Here is a 17,516-nt window from a genome sequence, read left to right on the forward strand (position 1 = left end):
TTCAGGAAATACTATGGCTCTTGATAATGCACCGCTTGGCAAAGCCAGCGATTATCCGGATCGCTACGATCCAGCTCTGCTTTTCCCGGTAGCGCGTGAGGAAAACCGTCGCCGCATCGGCCTTGAAGACGGTCGCTGGCCCTGGTTCGGAGGTGATCTCTGGCAAGCCTGGGAGATCTCCTGGCTGCGCCCCGGCGGGATTCCGGATTTGGCTTGGGCGGAAATCCGGTTTCCGGCAGCCTCGCCGTCGATTATTGAGTCCAAGTCACTCAAGCTCTACCTGAACTCTCTGAACCAGACAGCGTTCTCATCCGCTGATCAGGTTGCTGAAGCTATCACAGGGGATTTGTCCAGTGCTTGCGGTGCGGCGGTGAATGTCCGCTTCCTGAGTGTGGACGATTCCGGTACGGCCATCGGGCGCCCGTCGGGCTATGAGCTGATTGATAACGAGCCGGTTGAAGATGTGGTGTACGACTATGCCCCGGAGTCACTTTCTGCGACCGGCCCCGTGGTTACCGAAAAATTCTGCTCGCACCTGCTGAAGAGTAACTGCCCGGTGACCGGCCAGCCGGACTGGGGGACGGTGCTGATCAGTTATACTGGGTCGGCCATCGACCGGGCCGGATTACTGCGGTATATCGTGAGTTTCCGGCAGAAGCAGGATTTTCATGAGCACTGTGTAGAGACGCTGTTCACCGACCTGTTGCGCCGGTGTAAGCCGCAGAACCTGACAGTCTGCGCCCGCTACACCCGCCGTGGTGGTCTTGATATAAACCCCTGGCGCAGTACGGAGCCGGAAGAGCAGGCTGGTCCAAGGTTGATTCGACAATAAATCAGTCCCTGGCTAAATCTTCTTCTTGCCGCAGGCGATCTGCGGCATCTTCCAGGGCGCTGAGAATGCTCCGGCGCTCTCGTTCAGTGATCTTGTCGGAATCCAGGTACATGGCAAAGCCGCTGTGCTCGTGTTCCATAAAGCTTCGGTTCGGGCCCATATCTCTGCGGAAATCCACAACCTCATAAATAGGTATGGGTTTGCCAAAGCCTTTTACGGTGATCTCACCTTTGTCTCGGCACATGATCCGATCTTTGATCAGAGAGAAGGTCTCGTAGGAAACGAGTATTTCCCCCGGCTCTGCAAGAGATTCCAGCCTGCTGGCGAGGTTCACCTCCTTACCGATAATGGTGTAATCCATGCGGTTTTCAGCCCCGAAGTTCCCTACGGTGGTGTAGCCGGTGCTGATGCCCATGCGGATCTCGAGTGGGGTTTTTATACCCTGGCTGCGCCACTTCTGCCGCATGATCTTCATGTGCTTGCGCATATCAATGGCCATGGACACGCAGGCAAAGGCATCCTCCCGCTGGCCCCGGCTGGTGGGGTCACCAAAGAAAACCATGATCGAGTCGCCCACAAATTTGTCGATGGTGCCGCCGTACCTCAGGGCTACTTCAGCCATGCCGTTGAAGTAGTGGTTGAGCAGCTCCGTGAGTGCTTCGGGCTCCATTTCTTCTGAAAGTTCAGTAAAGCCTTTTATATCAGAGAAGAAGACGGCGAGCTTCTTGCGCTGGGTTTCAAGACGGACGTCTCTTTCCCCGGTAAAGATGGACTGCCATACCTGAGGTGAAAGGTATTTTGAAAGCTTGTGGGAGAGCGCAATGGATTGCTCGCGCTGGCTTTGTATCTGGGTTTTTGCCAGCATCAGAGCGCGGGCTTGCTGGTGCGAGTAAAACGCTGTAACACAGATGTAAAGGCCCGTGGAGAAAATGGCCAGCATGCTGGTGAGCAGTGGCGACTGGAAGGAGTCCGCAGGGCCCACGATGGCGAAAAAAGCAAGGATGGTGGCCGCCATAAAGGCACAGCCAATCAGCCACTGGCGTATACCGCCAATGATCAGGCCGCTGAACATCAACATCAATGCTACCGAGGCCGATGGGATGGCAATCAGGCCAATGCAGCCTATGAAACCGCCACCAATAACACAGTCTGCTGTGAGCATTTTCTGGCGAATGCGGGGGGAATTTCTCAGAAACGTGCGTCGGGTAAGCTGGTGTGCAATATGGGGCCAGATCAGCGCGCCGGCAACCAGCCAGAGGTTCCATTGCTGGAATGCTCCCTGCAAAACGCCCACAACAATAATGGCCGCCGTAGCGGTGTAAGCAAGCAGGCGCCCGTTATAGTCAGGCATTGGAGGGATGGCTATCGGGCTGTTGAGAACCTCGGAAGCCAGAGACTTTCCTGCGCTGGTGCTGGCATTGCGCAGATCTGCCGGAGCACTCATCATGTAAGCTGATCACTCATGGCGCTGGAACCGTATAATTTTATTTGTTTTATGCCGAATACAATCAGATTGAAAGTGCTATCCAAGAATACGACTAAAGGTTAGCAGTATTACGTAGAAGCCACAATTCACTGGTCGTGTTCGAGTGATACCTGGCCAAACTTCAGTTAGCGGAAAAATTGATATGAGTTCAGTCACTGACTTTTTGCTCAACAGGGCATCTGAGCCACGCCTGGATATGCCAGCTCCCGATGGATCAACGCTTGACCGCGCCTTTGCCTGTGCATCCCGCGCGCCAGATCATGCTTTGTTGCGTCCATGGCGTTATTTGGTAATCGAAGGTGAGGATTTGCTAGCTCTGGGTGAGCTGTTTGCCGCCGGGTGCTCCGATAAGGGCGATGAGAAGAAGCTGGAGAAGATGCGCAATAAGGCGCAGCGTGCTCCCATGATTATTGTCGGAATTGCGTCACCGAAAAAACATCACAAAGTGCCCGAGGTTGAGCAAATGCTCTCAGCCGGAGCAAGTATGAGCTTTCTGGTGCTGGCGTTGCAGGATGCCGGCTATGGGGTTATGTGGCGCACAGGTGAAATGGCCTATAACCCGGTGGTTCAGGAAGGGCTTGGCCTTGATGAAGGAGAGTCGATCACCGGCTTTCTCTACACAGGTACTGTGTCTTCTGCCAAACCTGCGGTTCCCAGGCCAGAGCTGGCCGAGTTTGTCGAACGCTGGCCAGCGTGATGAACAGGTTTGTTTCCCCCGCTATTCCAATGGGGGAAACAGCTTGCCGCTTTCGTTGGATTTGCCGCTCCTTCCCCCGCTTTCTTACCCCGATTTTCTCCCGTAACCCGCTGAGAGAGCCCTGATTCAGAGGGGTTCCGAAATCTGGCATTAGCATTGCTTTAGTTCTGCCATATAGCGAAACCGGCAACGCCTTAAGCCGCCGGTGACAAGGTTTCGGAGGTTGTATGGCGATCACTTTTGATAAAGCTCTTGGCATTCACCAGTACGCGCTGGAAGCCAGAGTAAAGCGTGCTGAAGTTCTGGCGAATAATATGGCTAATGCCGATACACCGGGCTTCAAGGCCCGGGATATGGACTTCCAGGCCATGATGCAGAGGGCCCAGGACAACATGAGTGGCTTTGGTATGGAGAAAACCCACCCAGGCCACATGGACACCTCGGCAGGCGCCGGAGATTCGGATTTGCTGTACCGGGTGCCAAGCCAGCCCTCAGTTGATGGCAACACGGTAGATGCTGAGGCAGAGCAGACCCGGTTCATGCGTAACGCGATGGATTACCAGGCCAGCTTCCAGTTTCTGAACAGCAAATTTACCGGCCTGACGAAAGCCCTGACAGGCCAGTAAGCCGCAGTTCCACGATTAGGGAAGGAGAAGCACAATGTCACTGGGCAACATTTTTGATATCGCTGGTTCTGGCATGACCGCGCAATCGCTGAGGCTGAATACGACCGCTTCAAACATTGCCAATGCGGAGACGGCGAGTTCCAGTACGGATACGACCTATCGTGCCCGGAAGCCGGTTTTCTCAGCGATTCAGCAGTCGATGCTGAATCCCGACCAGCAGGGCTTTGGTGTTCAGGGTGGAGAGGATGCGGGCGCGGGTGTTCGTGTTGAGGGCATTGTTGAAAGCGATGCCGAGCTGCAGATGCGTTACGAACCCAACCACCCGGCAGCCAATGAAGACGGCTACGTGTTCTATCCCAATGTGAATGTGGTGGAAGAAATGGCGGACATGATGTCTTCGTCAAGAAGCTTTCAGATGAACGTAGACATTATGAACACGGCCAAATCCATGATGCAGCGCATCCTGACACTTGGTCAGCAGTAACGGGGCGAGGATTGAACCATGAGTATAGTTAACGCAACCGAAGCCTCAGATGTACTGAGTAGTTACAGAACGCAGCAGCAGGATGGCGCCAGCGGCAAAGGCGAACTCGGCAAGAACGAGTTTATGGAGTTGATGCTGGCGCAGCTGAAAAACCAGAACCCGCTGGAGCCTCAGGACAACGGCGAGTTTATCTCGCAACTTGCGCAGTTCAGCTCGCTGGAAGAAATGCAGAAGCTGTCGGGTACCGTTGACGATGTGGTCGGGCAGTTCCGCTCTACTCAGGCGCTTCAGGCCTCTGCGATGGTTGGCAAGACGGTTCTTGCACCTTCTGAGGTAGGTATTCTCGGCGCTAAAGGTGAAATTTCCGGCAACATAGAGGTGCCCGCATCCACCGGTGGTGTGCGCTTGTCTATCCAGAGCGCGAACGGTGAACTGGTTCGCCAGATTGATCTCGGCAGCAGCTCGGCCGGCGTTAAAGCGTTCAGCTGGGATGGCAAGGATGGTAACGGCAACAGCTTGCCGGCGGGTCCTTATCAAATTGTGGCTGAAGCCTCTTATCCGCAGGGTAGCGTGCAGCTTCCGACTCTTGTCAGCGCCAATGTAGACAGCGTGTCACTTGGGAAGGGCGGGTCCGTTACTCTGAACCTGGCAGGCATGGGTTCCATTGCGCTGTCAGATGTTAAACAAATCAATTGATACCGGTGTCAGACCAGGGGTGAATTATGGCTTTTAATACAGGACTCAGCGGCCTGCGGGCGGCAGCGGTAGATCTGGACGTAACCGGCAACAACATTGCCAACGCCAGCACCGTTGGTTTTAAAGGTAGTCGCGTGCAGTTTGGTGATCTATACGCCAGCGGCTTTCTGAGCGGAGGCTCCAGCCCGGTTGGTGACGGCGTAAACGTTCAGGACGTAAAGCAGTCTTTCAGTCAGGGCAATATCAGCTTTACTGACAGCGGCCTCGACATGGCAATCAATGGCGATGGTTTCTTTATTCTGAACAACGGCGGCGAAACCCGATACTCGCGGGCCGGGCAGTTCACTATTGATAAAGATGGTTTTGTGGTGAATAGCCAGTCCATGCGGGTTCAGGGTTACACCGCCGATGATGACGGTAACCTCTCCGGTATCCGTGATGACCTGGAAATTGCGACCGATAACCTGGCACCGCGTCGTACTACCAATCTGCGCTCTGATCTGAACCTGGATTCCCGAGAGTCTGTACTCGAATCCCGGGTGCGCGACGTGGGGCCGGTGGCATTTAGCGCTATAAGCGGCGAACAGTTTGACATTGCATATTCTGATGGAACTCCAAACTTCTCTGTGGATTTGAGTTCGGCGACGACGGCTCGTGAGGCTGCAGACATCATCACCGCTGCGCCGGGTCTGAGCGCTTCCGCGACCACAACCGTGCCGATCGTAGATACCAATGTGCCGGCAGCTCTGCCACTGACAGACGCCTATATTTCGGCGGCACAGACCGCGGGTAGCTTTTCGTTCAGTCTCAGTGTCAATAATGCGCCGCTTCAGCTTGATACCAGCACCGCGACCTCGTTGCTGGGGCTCAGGGATGCCATCAATCGCTCCAGCGATACCGCTATTTCGGCGTCGGTCGTGGATGACGGCACTGGCAATGATGTGCTGCGGGTTATTCACAACCAGGGTGAGGATGTGCAGTTCAGTTATGGTAACGGTGTGCCAGCTGAATCGGTCAGCACGCCGGTATCGGTATCAGGTGATATCAATGTGACTGGCGACCGGACGATTGTCGGCCTGACGGCCCTTGGCGCAGACACGGATTTTGTGGATGCGTACAGCAATTCTCCCATCCGCATAACCAATGAGTTCAACCCGCAGGATCAGCGTACTTATAATCACGCCACATCCACGTCGATCTTCGATAGCCTGGGCAACTCCCACGAGATGACGCAGTTCTTTGTTAAAGAACCGTCACCCGGAAACGGTGTGGGGGTTAGTGAGTGGTCTGTGTATCTGCAGATCGACGGGGAGATGGTTGCCGGCACTGACACGACGCCTTTCACAGCAAGGTTTGATCAGGACGGTACCCTGCAATCCATCGATGGTAACCCCAACGGCGAAATTCTGATCACCGACTGGATTCCAAAGGATGACAGCGGCCAGCCTAATGGTGCTGATGGCCCTCCGGCACCGGGCGTCACTGTGGTTACACCCATTCCGGAGCCGCCGACCTCGTCAGCCTTTGTGCTGAATCTCGGAGAGACCACCCAGTATGGCGCAGCGTTTGGTGTTGATGATCAGCGCCAGAATGGCTACACCACCGGTCGATTGTCTGGCCTTGATGTTTCGGGGCAGGGGACTCTGTTCGCCCGTTATACCAACGGCCAATCCAAGGCTTTGGGGCAAGTTGCGCTAGCGGGATTCAACAACACCAACGGTTTGTCGCCGGTAGGGGATACCAGCTGGGTTGAAACCTTTGAGTCAGGACAGCCGATTATTGGTCAGCCGGATACCGGAACACTGGGAAGCATCAAAGCAAGCTCGGTTGAGGAATCCAACGTGGATCTTTCTGCTGAACTGGTGAACCTGATCATTGCCCAACGCAATTATCAGGCGAACGCGAAAACAATTGAGACCTCCGATGCGGTCACTCAGACCATCATCAACCTCCGCTAAATTGGCTTTGATCTGAATATGGCATGACTCCTGCAAGAATGTCTGAAAGAGCACTGGAAACAGTCAAAATTCCGGCAGGAGTTTTCCCATGGACAAAGCACTTTATCTCGGTATGTCTGGTGCGAAGCAAAATATGCTTTCCCAGCGTGCCCATGCCAACAACCTGGCCAACGTAAGCACCACAGGCTTCAAGAAAGACTTTGCCCAGGCCCGGAGCATGCCCGTGTTTGGGGGGCATCATCCTACCCGTGCTTACGCCATGGCTGAGCGTCCTGGCACCGATCTCTCGGCCGGAGCACTGATGCAAACCGGTCGAAAAATGGACGTCGCCATAAAAGGCGATGGCTGGCTGGCTATTCAGAACAGCCTCGGCGAAGAAGTCTTTACCCGCTCCGGCAGCCTGCAGATCGATGTTAACGGCCTGGTGCGTCTGGCTGGTGGCGAGATGGTGCTGGGCAATGGCGGCCCGGTCGCGTTGCCTCCCTTTGATAATGTGCAGATCGGTGCTGACGGCACTGTCTCTATCGTTCCCACAGGTGGCCCCCCGGATCAGCTGGTGGAAGTCGACCGGCTGAAGCTTGTCAATCCGCCGCAGGAGGCGCTTGAGAAAGGCGTGGACGGCTTTATCCACCGCAAGGCCGATCAGGCGATTGATGGCGAAGAGCCGGCCGATGCTGCGTTACGTGTGGCCTCGGGTTTTCTTGAAAGTTCTAACGTTAATGCGGTGGAAGAAATGATTTCCAACCTTCAGTTGTCCCGTCAGTACGAGATGCAGGTGAAGGTTATGAGCACCGCAAACGAGAATTCCGAAGCAGCGGCACGGCTGTTGCAGAACCTCTGATAGCTTTTGATAAAAACGTGAAAACAACGCCAGTCTGGCCAGAAGCGGCAAATTTTAGCCGCAGCCCAGACACCGGCAAGGAGTAAAGACTATGCATCCGGCTCTATGGGTTAGTAAGACGGGTCTCAGTGCCCAGGACACCAACATGTCCACCATCTCCAACAACCTTGCCAACGTAAATACCACGGGCTTCAAGCGGGATCGGGCGGTATTTCAGGATCTGCTGTACCAGATCAACCGACAGCCTGGCGGGCTGAACACGCAGAACTCTGAGCTGCCCTCGGGTTTGCAACTGGGCACCGGTGTGCGGGTGGTCGGCACCGTAAAGCAATTTAGTCAAGGTAACCTTCAGGTTACCGAGCAGCCTCTCGATTTGGCGGTTAATGGCCGTGGGTTCCTGCAAATCGAGCTGCCGGATGGCCAGACCGCCTATACGCGGGACGGCCAGTTCCAGCTCAACTCTGACGGCGATGTGGTTACACCGGATGGTTATGCACTTCAGCCCAACATCAATGTGCCTGCGAACGCCACAACGGTAACGGTCGGCAAAGATGGCACCGTATCCGCCATAACCGATGACCAGGCAGCACCGATTAACCTGGGCCAGATCACGTTGGTGAATTTCGTCAACCCGCAGGGTTTGCAGGCTATGGGCAACAACCTGTTCAAGGCAACCAACGCCAGTGGCGATCCTGCTGAAGGCGAGCCGGGTCTGGCCGGGCTGGGTTCACTGGAGCAGGGCATGGTGGAGTCGTCCAACGTTGAGGTTGTTGAAGAATTGGTGAACATGATCACCACCCAGCGGGCTTATGAAATGAACTCAAAAGTCGTTTCCACGACGGATCAGATGCTCCAGTTTATTACTAATAACATCGGCTAATGTGCTGGAAAACCACAAATTTTAGATAAACAGCGCGAGAAAATAGGTGAAACTGGTGAGGAACGAGCTCATGAAATCAACTACATCAACCTGGTTAACCAGATCTGCGGGAACCTTTCTGCTGGTTTGGCTGCTTATCTTGTTGCAGGGATGTACCGCCATGAGCCGTCCACGAGCTGAGCCGGACGATCCCGCTTATGCACCTGTGCGCGCTCAGGCAATGATGCAGCGTGATCCGGAGTCCGGAGCTATCTACCAGAGCTCGCGAAACTACAATTTTTATGGGGACATGGTCGCCCTGAATATTGGTGACGTGCTGACGGTTACGCTCGATGAGTCAACCCGCGCCAGTAAGAACGCTGAAACCAAGATCAACAAGGATAGTGACATCTCGCTACCGGAACCCAACATTCTGGGTAAGAACAGTTTCGGGATTGCGACGTCCATCAAAAATGAACGGGACTTCCAGGGAAAAGCAGAGGCAGACCAGAGTAACAGCCTGGCCGGCAGTATTACGGTTACGGTTACGGAAGTTCTGCCAAACGGCGTGCTGAGAGTTCGTGGTGAGAAGTGGTTGTCGCTGACTAACGGCGATGAATATGTACGGCTGACTGGCTTGGTGCGGCCGCAGGATATTGCCCCAGGCAACATGGTCGCTTCCAACCGCATTGCCGATGCCCGCATTGCTTACGGTGGCACAGGTGATTTCGACCAGGCGAACCAGATGGGCTGGATGGCCCGGTTCTTCAACAGCGAGTGGTGGCCCTTATGACAATACGCCGATGCGTAGTTCTCTCGCTGATGCTTGCTGTAATGGCAGCGCCCGTTATGGCAGACCGCCTGAAGGATCTGGCTCGGATCAAAGGTGTGCGTAATAACCAGCTAGTGGGCTACGGCCTGGTAGTGGGTCTGGATGGCACTGGCGACAAGGCACCCTTCACCAATCAGACCTTCCGCAACATGATGAACCAGTTTGGTATCACCCTGCCAGATGGCGTGAACCCAAACCTGGCTAATGTGGCGGCGGTTACCGTAAGTGCAACATTGCCGCCATTTGCCAAGGCTGGCCAGGAATTGGACATTACAGTCTCTTCCATCGGTAATTCAGACAGCCTGCGGGGTGGAACCCTGTTGATGGCTCCTCTCAAAGGTGCTGACGGCAACGTATATGCCATGGCACAGGGCAGTCTTGTGGTAGGCGGGTTCGGGGCCCAGGGTGCGGACGGTTCGCGTATAACCGTAAACGTGCCCAGCGTTGGCCGTATTCCCAACGGCGCGACTATTGAGCGCGAAATAGCCTCTCCCTTTACTCGCGGCGACACGATCACCTTCCACCTGATGCGCCCGGATTTCACAACAGCGCGTCGTGTGGTGGAAGTGGTCAATGAGCACCTTGGCCCGGATATGGCCTATGCCCACGATGCGACGTCGATATCCGTGCGCGCTCCCCGCGACCCCTCTCAGCGTGTGAGTTTTCTTTCCATTCTGGAAAATCTTGAAGTGGATCCGGCGGAAGATGCCGCAAAAGTGGTGATTAATAGCCGCACCGGCACCATCGTTATCGGGCAGAACGTCAGGGTGAGCCCGGCGGCCGTTACCCACGGCAACCTCACGGTGACTATTCAGGAAAACCCGGAAGTACAGCAGCCCAATCCGTTTACCGACGGCACCACAGAGGTTGTACAGGATTCCCAGATTGCCGTTACTGAAGACCCGGCCCGCATGTTCAAGTTTGGGCCGGCGGTTACGCTAAATGAAATTGTGCAGGCCGTGAATCAGGTGGGTGCTGCCCCCGGTGACGTCATGGCCGTGCTGGAAGCGCTCAAACAGGTTGGCGCGTTGCGCGCCGAGCTCATTGTTATCTAGGTGACATGATGCAGGACTATCAGCTTCAACAAGCCAGGATATACACAGATTTCACCGGGCTGAATGCTCTGAAAAACGGTGCCCGTGAAGATAAGCAGACTGCGCTTGAGGAAATTGCGCGCCAGTTTGAAAGCATGTTCCTGTCTGAAATGCTGAAGTCCATGCGCAAAGCTGGGGATGTTTTGTCTGAGGGTAACTTCCTGAAAAGTAGCCAGTCGGAATTCTACCGCGACATGTTCGACAGTCAGATGAGCTTGACGATGGCCAGTGGGCAGGGAACCGGGCTTGCTGATGCTCTGGTGCGGCAACTGGGCAAGTACATTCCCGGCGCCGATGAACAGGGTGCTCCTCTTGCGTCTCACAAGACCGCGCTGGCGGATTATAACCGCAGTTTGCCGCCTCTCTCTCCCAGACTGCCGGAGCGGGTTGAGGACGTTACCAAGGCAGCCGCAGAAAGCAGTTCATTGCCGGCCAGTGATGCCGGTGCATGGCCGGAACAGTTTGAGTCTCCCGAGCACTTTGTAAGCACGTTACTGCCAGTTGCCCAGAGTATCTCTGCGGATACCGGCATTGATCCCAAGCTGATGGTTGCACAGGCGGCTCTGGAAACGGGTTGGGGGCGGCACATGATCCGGGGTGATGACAGTCAGCCCAGTTATAACCTTTTCGGTATCAAGGCTGACAGTCGCTGGCAAGGCGATGCGGTGACCATCACCACGACCGAATTCCGCGAGGGTGTGCCGATGAAAGAGCGCGCGGACTTCCGTGCCTATCCGGATTACGAATCCAGCTTCCGGGATTATGTTGCGTTTCTGGAGTCCAACCCCCGGTATCGGGATGTGCTGGCCAGTGCTGATCAGCCAGATGTTTTCGCCAGAAAACTGCAGGAAGCCGGCTACGCCACAGATCCGCAATACGGTGACAAGATCAACCAGATAATGAACCGTGATTCGCTGATGACATTTTCAATGGGTAACGGAGCCGGGGAGTAACGATTATGGCGGGACTGATAGGAATTGGCCTGACCGGTATCCTTGGCCACCAGAGTGCTTTGAATACCACCGGTAATAACATCACCAACGCGAATACGCCTGGCTACAGTCGGCAGGAAGTGGTGTTTGAAACCCAGCAGGGGCAGCGTACGGGTGCCGGAACGATTGGCAAAGGTGTCAGTGTTGTGGATATCCGCAGGCTGGCGAATGAGTTCCTTGTCCAACAGGTGCGCGAAGACAGCACGCTGACGGGCGAGCATCAAGCCCTCAATTCCGAACTGAGCCGGCTGGACAACTTGCTGGGTGGCGAATCCACCGGCCTGAATAATGCTCTGAACAATTTCTTTGCAAGCCTGCAAAATGCCGCAGAGGATCCTGCCTCTCTGCCGCAGCGCCAGTTGGTGCTGAGCGAGGCAAACCAGGTCGTTAACCGCTTTCAGGCGCTGAGCCAGGAGTTTATCCAGCAGCGTGAATCGGTGAAAACCCAGATGCAGCAGGGCGCCAAAGATGCCAACACCCTGCTCAACAGCATCGCAGATCTGAACCTGGCTATTTCTGAATCTCCGGGTCTGGCACAGGGCAGGATGCCGAACGAGCTGCTGGATCAGCGGGATGAAAAACTGCGGCAGCTCTCTGAACTGGTCACCATAAGAGTGACAGAAACCGAGGGTAGCCAGGTAAGCGTTTCGCTTTCCAACGGGCTGTCTCTGGTTGTGGGAAATAACGCTGCACAGATGGGTACCCGAGGCAGCGCCGAAGATCCGACCCGCCTGGAATTCACACTCACCAATGGTGGTCGCACGCTCAATATTGACGAGCAAATCACCGGAGGCAAACTTGGCGGATTGAGACGTTTTGACAATGAGGCGCTGAAGCCGGCGTTTGATGAGCTGGGGCGGCTCGCCATAGGCATTTCTGCCAGTATGAATCACCAGCACGAAATCGGTATGGACCTTGAAGGCGACCTGGGCGGGCTGTTTTTTAACGATGTTAACGGTCTGGCGGTTCAGAGAAGCCGAGTAGTGGCTAACGCCGACAACCAGCTACCGAGAGATGGCCAGCTGGCGGTCGAAATTACTGACAGCAGCAAGTTGCCGGCCGGAAGCTGGACGCTGCAGTTCAGCGGCGACGGGCGCAATTTTGAGCTCATCGACAAGGCTTCCGGAAAAATTGTAAATCAGGGTCGGTTACCGGATCCGGTGCAGTCCGAAATCTCCATGCCCGGATTCAATATTCGCGTTGAAGGCGGAACCTTCAACGCCGGAGATAAATACCTGATTCAACCCAGCCGTAATGCTGCGGAATCGATGGGCCTGCAGGTAAACCGGGAAGAAGATCTGGCATTTGCCAGCCCGATACGAGCTACCTCCGGTGATCAGAATGTCGGCACCGGAAAAATCGATCAGGGAACCATGCTGAACGTGCGCAACCCGTTCACTGGCTCTCTGTTGCCAGGCTTTCAGACTGCTGGTGAGCTGGCTAACGGGCCTTTGACAATCTCTTTTGCCTCGGGTGGCCCAACGGGCATGACCTTTACCGTGACCGGGCCACCGCCGGCGAATGCCACTGTGGGAACGGCAAACCAGCCCTATGAAGCAGGCAAGATCAATACCGTGTTCAGCGACGACCCTGCTGCGGGTGCGGATTACCAGGGGTTTCAGTTCAAGCTTACGGGTCAGCCCGCAACAGGCGATACCTTTGAGGTTGCCTATAACAGCAACGGGGTTTCAGACAACCGCAACGCCGAGCTGCTTGCCGCACTGGGTACCGCCAATACGCTGAACGGCAACAGCCAGAGCTTCACCGAAGGCTATGCCGGGCTGGTGGAAGATATTGGCGTAAAAACCCGCCAGAGCCAGTTTGATCTGGAGGCCGGTAAAACCCTGCTGGAGCAATCCACTGGCCAGCGGGAGTCGGTTTCAGGGGTAAACCTTGATGAAGAAGCCGGCAGACTCATTCAGTACCAGGCCGCCTATAACGCCTCGGCACAGGTGATTTCGGTAGCCCAGGATTTGTTCAATACGCTGTTGCAGACTTTCCGGTAACAGATGAGGTGATGTGACATGATCAGAATTTCATCACAACAGATATTCTCTGGTGGTATCAACCGTTTGCAGGAGCTGAACAGCAATCTGAACAGCACGCAACAACAGATATCCACGGGTAAGCGGGTGAACAAGCCTTCCGACGACCCGGTGGCTGCAGCCCGCATTCTGAAGCTTGACCAGGAATTGTCGCGGGTGAGCACCTATGAGCGCAACGTGAACCTCGCAGACAATCGCCTCAGTCAGGAGGAGAGCGCTCTGGCGGGTTCTGTGGACGTGCTTCAGCGTATTCGTGAGCTGACGGTGCAGGCGGGTAACGGGTCTCTATCGCCCAATGACCGGCGGTCAATTTCTTCGGAAATGAAAGAGAGACTGGGGCAGCTTGCCAATATCGGGAATACCCGGGATGCATCTGGTGAATATATTTTCAGCGGCTTCCAGGGTTCGGTTCAGGCTTTCCAGCAGGATGATGCAGGAAAGTACGTTTATCAGGGCGACGAAGGTCAGCGGGTTCTGGAGATTGATGATGGGGTGACCGTGCCTATCAGCGATAACGGCAAGGGCATTTTCGTGAATGTTCCTGCAGCGGCTACCGGAGATTACACCAACAATGTTTCAGGTGGTTTTATCTCTGGAGTTTCGGTTGTTAATGAAGCTGATCTTAGCGCAGCCTATAGCGGCACCTTCCCAGATGATATTGCTCTCACGGTAGACGGCGCCGGTAATATCCAGGCCCAAGATAGCCAGGGCAACACGCTTACGGTCAGCCCGCCAGCTTACGAGAGCGGAGAGCCTTTTGTGGTTGCCGGGGTGGAAGCAACCATTTCGGATGTAACGCCGGGAGCAGGAGATTCCTTCACACTGAAAATCAATGAGAAACAGTCTGTTTTTGGAACCATCGAAAACCTGATTGCCGGCCTTGATTCCCTCGACAAGGGCACGGCAGAGGGTCGCGCAGCGTATGATGATTTGATCGCGCAGTCTCTGGTTAACCTCGACAGCGCTCAGGAGAGCATGCTGCTGAAACAGACGGAGCTTGGCGGTCGCATGAACGCTGTGGAATCTACCAGGAATTTTCTTGCAGATTCCTCGGTGTATACCAACGAGATCCGCTCGCAGTTGCAGGATGTGGATTACGCAGAAGCGATCAGCAATCTCAGCTTCCAGAGTTTTGTGCTGCAGGCGGCGCAGCAATCGTTTGCCCAGGTTTCCCAGTTGTCGTTATTCGATCGGTTATAAATGACAGAGCTTGCGGGAAAACTCGCAGGCTCTGTGTATTGCTTTCACGATCAGGCTAAGTATAATCCTCCCACTTCGTTGGCGGCGTGGTGGAATTGGTAGACACGACGGATTCAAAATCCGTTGCTAGAAATAGTGTGGCGGTTCGAGTCCGCCCGCCGCTACCATATTCAAGTCGCATAATGCGGCGTCGTGAACAGCCCAGTCCATGAACGTCTCCGATTTTCACTTTGATCTCCCGAACGAACTCATCGCCCGGTACCCTCTCAGGGAGCGCAGCGCTTCCCGTCTTCTATGCCTTGAAGGCAATACCGGTGATATTGCACACCGTCTTTTCACTGATCTCCCGGATTTGCTACAGCCCGGTGATCTGCTCGTTTTCAATAATACCCGTGTTATACCGGCCCGCCTGTTCGGAATAAAAGAAACCGGTGGTCAGGTTGAGGTGTTGGTAGAGCGGGTAACCGGTGAGCATGATCTTGTTGCACACGTTCGCGCGTCCAAAGCGCTGAAAGAAGGTCAGAAGGTCATTCTTGAGGACGGTACCGCACTGCGTATGACCGGCCGGAGTGATGCCCTGTTCCATCTGGAGAGCGAGGCCGATGAGCCGGTGCTCGATATGCTGGAGCGCATCGGGCACATGCCCCTGCCGCCTTATGTTGACCGGCCTGATGAATCTACCGATCGTGAGCGCTATCAGACCGTCTACGCGAAGGAACCCGGCGCTGTTGCAGCGCCTACGGCCGGCCTGCATTTTGATGACGACGTTCTGGAAGCCCTGAGAGCACGGGGCGTGGAGAGCGCGTTTGTTACCTTGCATGTGGGAGCCGGAACGTTTCAGCCAGTGCGCGTAGACCGGATAGATGAGCATATTATGCACAGTGAGATAGTGCATGTGCCCGAGGAAGTGGTAGAGGCGGTTAACCGCGTCCGTGCCCGGGGTGGCCGCGTGGTCGCCGTTGGTACTACGTCGGTGCGGTCTCTTGAGTCTGCAAGCCGGGGTGGTTATCTGAGAGCTTTCCGGGGTGAAACGGATATTTTTATTCATCCGGGCTACCGGTTCCAGGCCGTTGATGCGTTGGTCACCAATTTCCACTTGCCGGAATCCACGCTGATCATGCTGGTCAGTGCGTTCGCAGGTTATGAGCATGTGATGCATGCCTACCGCGATGCGGTTGCCGAGAAGTATCGGTTTTTCAGTTATGGCGATGCCATGTTCATAACCGGGCAGGAACCGAGCCGGGGTATGCTGCTTGGTGCACCGGATGAGCCTGCTCAGGCAGTCAGCCCATCACCACTCAATAGCGGAGACAAGCCGTGAGCCAGTCCTGTTTCATGTCCTTTGAAAAACTGGGAGAAGATGGCCTGGCCCGGCGTGGCAGGCTGACCTTTCCGCGGGGTACGGTTGAAACCCCGGCGTTTATGCCAGTAGGTACTTACGGAACGGTTAAAGGGATGTTGCCACGCGATATCCATGAGACCGGCGCTGAAATCATTCTCGGCAACACCTTCCACCTGATGCTGCGCCCTGGCACAGAGGTGGTAAAAGCCCACGGTGATCTCCACGATTTTACACAGTGGAAGGGGCCGATCCTTACGGACTCAGGCGGTTTTCAGGTATTCAGCCTGGGCGAAATGCGCAAGATTACCGAAGAGGAGGTAACTTTCCGCTCTCCGATAGATGGTTCGCCGGTTAAGCTGTCACCGGAAATAGCGATTCAGGTTCAGCGCGATCTGGGCTCCGATATTGTAATGATCTTTGATGAGTGTACTCCTTACCCTGCAACTGAGAAGCAGGCGAAGGAGTCCATGGAGCTCTCCTTGCGTTGGGCAAAGCGCAGCAAAGATGCCCATGAGGGCAATCCTGCCGCTCTGTTCGGAATTGTTCAGGGCGGAATGTACGAATCCCTGAGAGATCGTTCTCTGGAAGGCCTGACGGATATCGGGTTCGATGGTTACGCCATTGGAGGTCTGTCGGTTGGTGAGCCGAAAGAGGATATGATTCGCATACTCGACCACCTGCCGTCGAAAATGCCCGGCGACAAGCCGCGCTATCTGATGGGGGTAGGGCGGCCTGAAGACCTCGTTGAAGCGGTTCGCCGGGGCGTCGACATGTTCGACTGTGTGATGCCTACGAGAAATGCCCGTAATGGTTACCTGTTCACTTCTGTCGGTATCGTCAAGATCCGTAATGCCAGGCATCGCCACGATACTGCACCGTTGGATGAGCGGTGTGACTGCTATACCTGTGAGAACTTTTCGAGAAGTTATCTGCATCATCTGGATAAATGTGGAGAAATGCTCGGCGCTCAGCTGAATACAATTCACAACTTGCGTTTCTATCAGAACCTGATGGCCGGATTGCGCGGGGCCATTGAAGCAGGTACATTGTCGAACTTTATAAACGACTTCTATGCTCTGCGCGGCGAGACTGTGCCAGCTATGGGTAATGGGTAACCATTTTTCTTAATCAACGGAGAGTTTTAATGAAATCAATCAAGTTGTTTTTAGTCGGCCTTATGGCAATGATGCCCGCACTGGCGATGGCTCAGGATGGCGGCGCAGCTGGTGGAATGGGCGTTATGGGTCAGGTGATCTTCTTCGCCGGCTTTATTCTGATTTTCTACTTCCTGATCTGGCGTCCGCAATCCAAGCGCGCCAAAGAGCACAAATCACTGATGTCTGGCCTGAACAAGGGTGACGAAGTAGTCACTTCCGGTGGTATTGCTGGAAAAATCACCAAAGTAACTGACGATTTCATCGTTGTTGAAATTGCTGACAATGTTGAAGTAAAGGTACAGAAAGTGGCGGTTGCCGCCGCACTGCCGAAAGGTACGATCAAAGATATCTAAGCAAGGTCTTTCTGGCCGGCCC

General features: G+C 54.9%; 17 protein-coding genes and 1 tRNA gene. 17 read left to right on the forward strand and 1 reads right to left on the reverse strand.

Annotated features, from left to right (window positions below):
- The first annotated feature begins 13 nt into the window (after positions 1 to 13).
- On the forward strand, positions 14 to 832 hold the full coding sequence (gene queF / locus BUA49_RS12450) for an NADPH-dependent 7-cyano-7-deazaguanine reductase QueF (RefSeq protein ID WP_072798181.1): 819 nt from the start codon (positions 14 to 16) through the stop codon (positions 830 to 832).
- A 1-nt stretch (position 833) separates the two neighbouring features.
- On the opposite strand, the gene BUA49_RS12455 is transcribed toward queF, so the two are convergent.
- Positions 834 to 2,279: an adenylate/guanylate cyclase domain-containing protein gene (locus BUA49_RS12455; RefSeq protein WP_072798183.1), complete on the reverse strand. Its 1,446-nt coding sequence runs from the start codon at positions 2,277 to 2,279 to the stop codon at positions 834 to 836.
- 181 nt (positions 2,280 to 2,460) lie between these two features.
- Here BUA49_RS12455 and BUA49_RS12460 point away from each other — a divergent pair, with 181 nt between their 5' ends.
- The 16 genes from BUA49_RS12460 (at position 2,461) to yajC (ending at position 17,494) form a co-directional block, all read left to right on the forward strand.
- Positions 2,461 to 3,015 (forward strand): nitroreductase family protein, encoded by a 555-nt coding sequence (locus BUA49_RS12460; RefSeq protein WP_072798186.1) that lies wholly within the window; start codon positions 2,461 to 2,463, stop codon positions 3,013 to 3,015.
- A 227-nt stretch (positions 3,016 to 3,242) separates the two neighbouring features.
- Positions 3,243 to 3,641 (forward strand): flagellar basal body rod protein FlgB, encoded by a 399-nt coding sequence (gene flgB / locus BUA49_RS12465; protein WP_072798188.1) that lies wholly within the window; start codon positions 3,243 to 3,245, stop codon positions 3,639 to 3,641.
- 34 nt (positions 3,642 to 3,675) lie between these two features.
- Positions 3,676 to 4,125 carry a flagellar basal body rod protein FlgC gene (flgC, locus tag BUA49_RS12470; RefSeq protein ID WP_072798190.1) on the forward strand — a complete coding sequence of 150 codons (450 nt, stop codon included), beginning with the start codon at positions 3,676 to 3,678 and terminating at the stop codon, positions 4,123 to 4,125.
- Between the two features lie 18 nt (positions 4,126 to 4,143).
- Positions 4,144 to 4,821: a flagellar hook assembly protein FlgD gene (locus tag BUA49_RS12475; protein WP_072798192.1), complete on the forward strand. Its 678-nt coding sequence runs from the start codon at positions 4,144 to 4,146 to the stop codon at positions 4,819 to 4,821.
- 26 nt (positions 4,822 to 4,847) lie between these two features.
- Positions 4,848 to 6,779, forward strand: a complete 1,932-nt coding sequence (locus BUA49_RS12480; RefSeq protein ID WP_072798194.1) for a flagellar hook protein FlgE — start codon at positions 4,848 to 4,850, stop codon at positions 6,777 to 6,779.
- An 88-nt stretch (positions 6,780 to 6,867) separates the two neighbouring features.
- On the forward strand, positions 6,868 to 7,620 hold the full coding sequence (locus BUA49_RS12485) for a flagellar basal body rod protein FlgF (protein WP_072798196.1): 753 nt from the start codon (positions 6,868 to 6,870) through the stop codon (positions 7,618 to 7,620).
- Between the two features lie 91 nt (positions 7,621 to 7,711).
- On the forward strand, positions 7,712 to 8,500 hold the full coding sequence (gene flgG, locus BUA49_RS12490; RefSeq protein WP_072798198.1) for a flagellar basal-body rod protein FlgG: 789 nt from the start codon (positions 7,712 to 7,714) through the stop codon (positions 8,498 to 8,500).
- 70 nt (positions 8,501 to 8,570) lie between these two features.
- Positions 8,571 to 9,272, forward strand: a complete 702-nt coding sequence (gene flgH / locus BUA49_RS12495) for a flagellar basal body L-ring protein FlgH (protein WP_072798200.1) — start codon at positions 8,571 to 8,573, stop codon at positions 9,270 to 9,272.
- The gene (locus tag BUA49_RS12500) at positions 9,269 to 10,366 is read left to right on the forward strand and encodes a flagellar basal body P-ring protein FlgI (protein ID WP_072798202.1); all 1,098 of its coding nucleotides are present in this window, start codon (positions 9,269 to 9,271) and stop codon (positions 10,364 to 10,366) included. Before flgH ends, BUA49_RS12500 begins: the two co-directional genes overlap by 4 nt.
- Before the next feature lie 8 nt (positions 10,367 to 10,374).
- Positions 10,375 to 11,358: a flagellar assembly peptidoglycan hydrolase FlgJ gene (gene flgJ, locus BUA49_RS12505; protein ID WP_072798204.1), complete on the forward strand. Its 984-nt coding sequence runs from the start codon at positions 10,375 to 10,377 to the stop codon at positions 11,356 to 11,358.
- Between the two features lie 5 nt (positions 11,359 to 11,363).
- The gene (gene flgK / locus BUA49_RS12510) at positions 11,364 to 13,403 is read left to right on the forward strand and encodes a flagellar hook-associated protein FlgK (RefSeq protein WP_072798206.1); all 2,040 of its coding nucleotides are present in this window, start codon (positions 11,364 to 11,366) and stop codon (positions 13,401 to 13,403) included.
- An 18-nt stretch (positions 13,404 to 13,421) separates the two neighbouring features.
- Entirely contained in the window at positions 13,422 to 14,642 is a 1,221-nt protein-coding gene (flgL, locus tag BUA49_RS12515) for a flagellar hook-associated protein FlgL (RefSeq protein WP_072798208.1), read from the forward strand.
- A gap of 80 nt (positions 14,643 to 14,722) precedes the next feature.
- Positions 14,723 to 14,809, forward strand: a tRNA-Leu gene (locus tag BUA49_RS12520).
- 41 nt (positions 14,810 to 14,850) lie between these two features.
- Positions 14,851 to 15,963 (forward strand): tRNA preQ1(34) S-adenosylmethionine ribosyltransferase-isomerase QueA, encoded by a 1,113-nt coding sequence (queA, locus tag BUA49_RS12525; protein WP_072798210.1) that lies wholly within the window; start codon positions 14,851 to 14,853, stop codon positions 15,961 to 15,963.
- A 14-nt stretch (positions 15,964 to 15,977) separates the two neighbouring features.
- Positions 15,978 to 17,099 carry a tRNA guanosine(34) transglycosylase Tgt gene (tgt, locus tag BUA49_RS12530; RefSeq protein ID WP_072798665.1) on the forward strand — a complete coding sequence of 374 codons (1,122 nt, stop codon included), beginning with the start codon at positions 15,978 to 15,980 and terminating at the stop codon, positions 17,097 to 17,099.
- Between the two features lie 29 nt (positions 17,100 to 17,128).
- Complete coding sequence (gene yajC / locus BUA49_RS12535) at positions 17,129 to 17,494, forward strand: preprotein translocase subunit YajC (RefSeq protein WP_072798212.1); 366 nt, start codon at positions 17,129 to 17,131, stop codon at positions 17,492 to 17,494.
- The last annotated feature ends 22 nt before the right edge of the window (positions 17,495 to 17,516 follow it).

Origin of the sequence: Marinobacter antarcticus (genome assembly GCF_900142385.1) — a bacterium.
In the GTDB taxonomy this organism is placed as follows: Bacteria; Pseudomonadota; Gammaproteobacteria; order Pseudomonadales; family Oleiphilaceae; genus Marinobacter; species Marinobacter antarcticus.

Excerpts from the sequence above, each read along its gene's own strand:
- flgB (WP_072798188.1), top strand. The coding sequence starts at position 3,243 with ATGGCGATCACTTTTGATAAAGCTCTTGGCATTCACCAGTACGCGCTG.
- flgG (WP_072798198.1), top strand. The coding sequence starts at position 7,712 with ATGCATCCGGCTCTATGGGTTAGTAAGACGGGTCTCAGTGCCCAGGAC.
- BUA49_RS12460 (WP_072798186.1), top strand. The coding sequence starts at position 2,461 with ATGAGTTCAGTCACTGACTTTTTGCTCAACAGGGCATCTGAGCCACGC.
- BUA49_RS12485 (WP_072798196.1), top strand. The coding sequence starts at position 6,868 with ATGGACAAAGCACTTTATCTCGGTATGTCTGGTGCGAAGCAAAATATG.
- BUA49_RS12500 (WP_072798202.1), top strand. The coding sequence starts at position 9,269 with ATGACAATACGCCGATGCGTAGTTCTCTCGCTGATGCTTGCTGTAATG.
- yajC (WP_072798212.1), top strand. The coding sequence starts at position 17,129 with ATGAAATCAATCAAGTTGTTTTTAGTCGGCCTTATGGCAATGATGCCC.
- queA (WP_072798210.1), top strand. The coding sequence starts at position 14,851 with ATGAACGTCTCCGATTTTCACTTTGATCTCCCGAACGAACTCATCGCC.
- flgL (WP_072798208.1), top strand. The coding sequence starts at position 13,422 with ATGATCAGAATTTCATCACAACAGATATTCTCTGGTGGTATCAACCGT.
- flgK (WP_072798206.1), top strand. The coding sequence starts at position 11,364 with ATGGCGGGACTGATAGGAATTGGCCTGACCGGTATCCTTGGCCACCAG.
- BUA49_RS12480 (WP_072798194.1), top strand. The coding sequence starts at position 4,848 with ATGGCTTTTAATACAGGACTCAGCGGCCTGCGGGCGGCAGCGGTAGAT.
- queF (WP_072798181.1), top strand. The coding sequence starts at position 14 with ATGGCTCTTGATAATGCACCGCTTGGCAAAGCCAGCGATTATCCGGAT.
- BUA49_RS12475 (WP_072798192.1), top strand. The coding sequence starts at position 4,144 with ATGAGTATAGTTAACGCAACCGAAGCCTCAGATGTACTGAGTAGTTAC.
- flgC (WP_072798190.1), top strand. The coding sequence starts at position 3,676 with ATGTCACTGGGCAACATTTTTGATATCGCTGGTTCTGGCATGACCGCG.
- BUA49_RS12455 (WP_072798183.1), bottom strand. The coding sequence starts at position 2,279 with ATGATGAGTGCTCCGGCAGATCTGCGCAATGCCAGCACCAGCGCAGGA.
- tgt (WP_072798665.1), top strand. The coding sequence starts at position 15,978 with ATGTCCTTTGAAAAACTGGGAGAAGATGGCCTGGCCCGGCGTGGCAGG.
- flgH (WP_072798200.1), top strand. The coding sequence starts at position 8,571 with ATGAAATCAACTACATCAACCTGGTTAACCAGATCTGCGGGAACCTTT.
- flgJ (WP_072798204.1), top strand. The coding sequence starts at position 10,375 with ATGCAGGACTATCAGCTTCAACAAGCCAGGATATACACAGATTTCACC.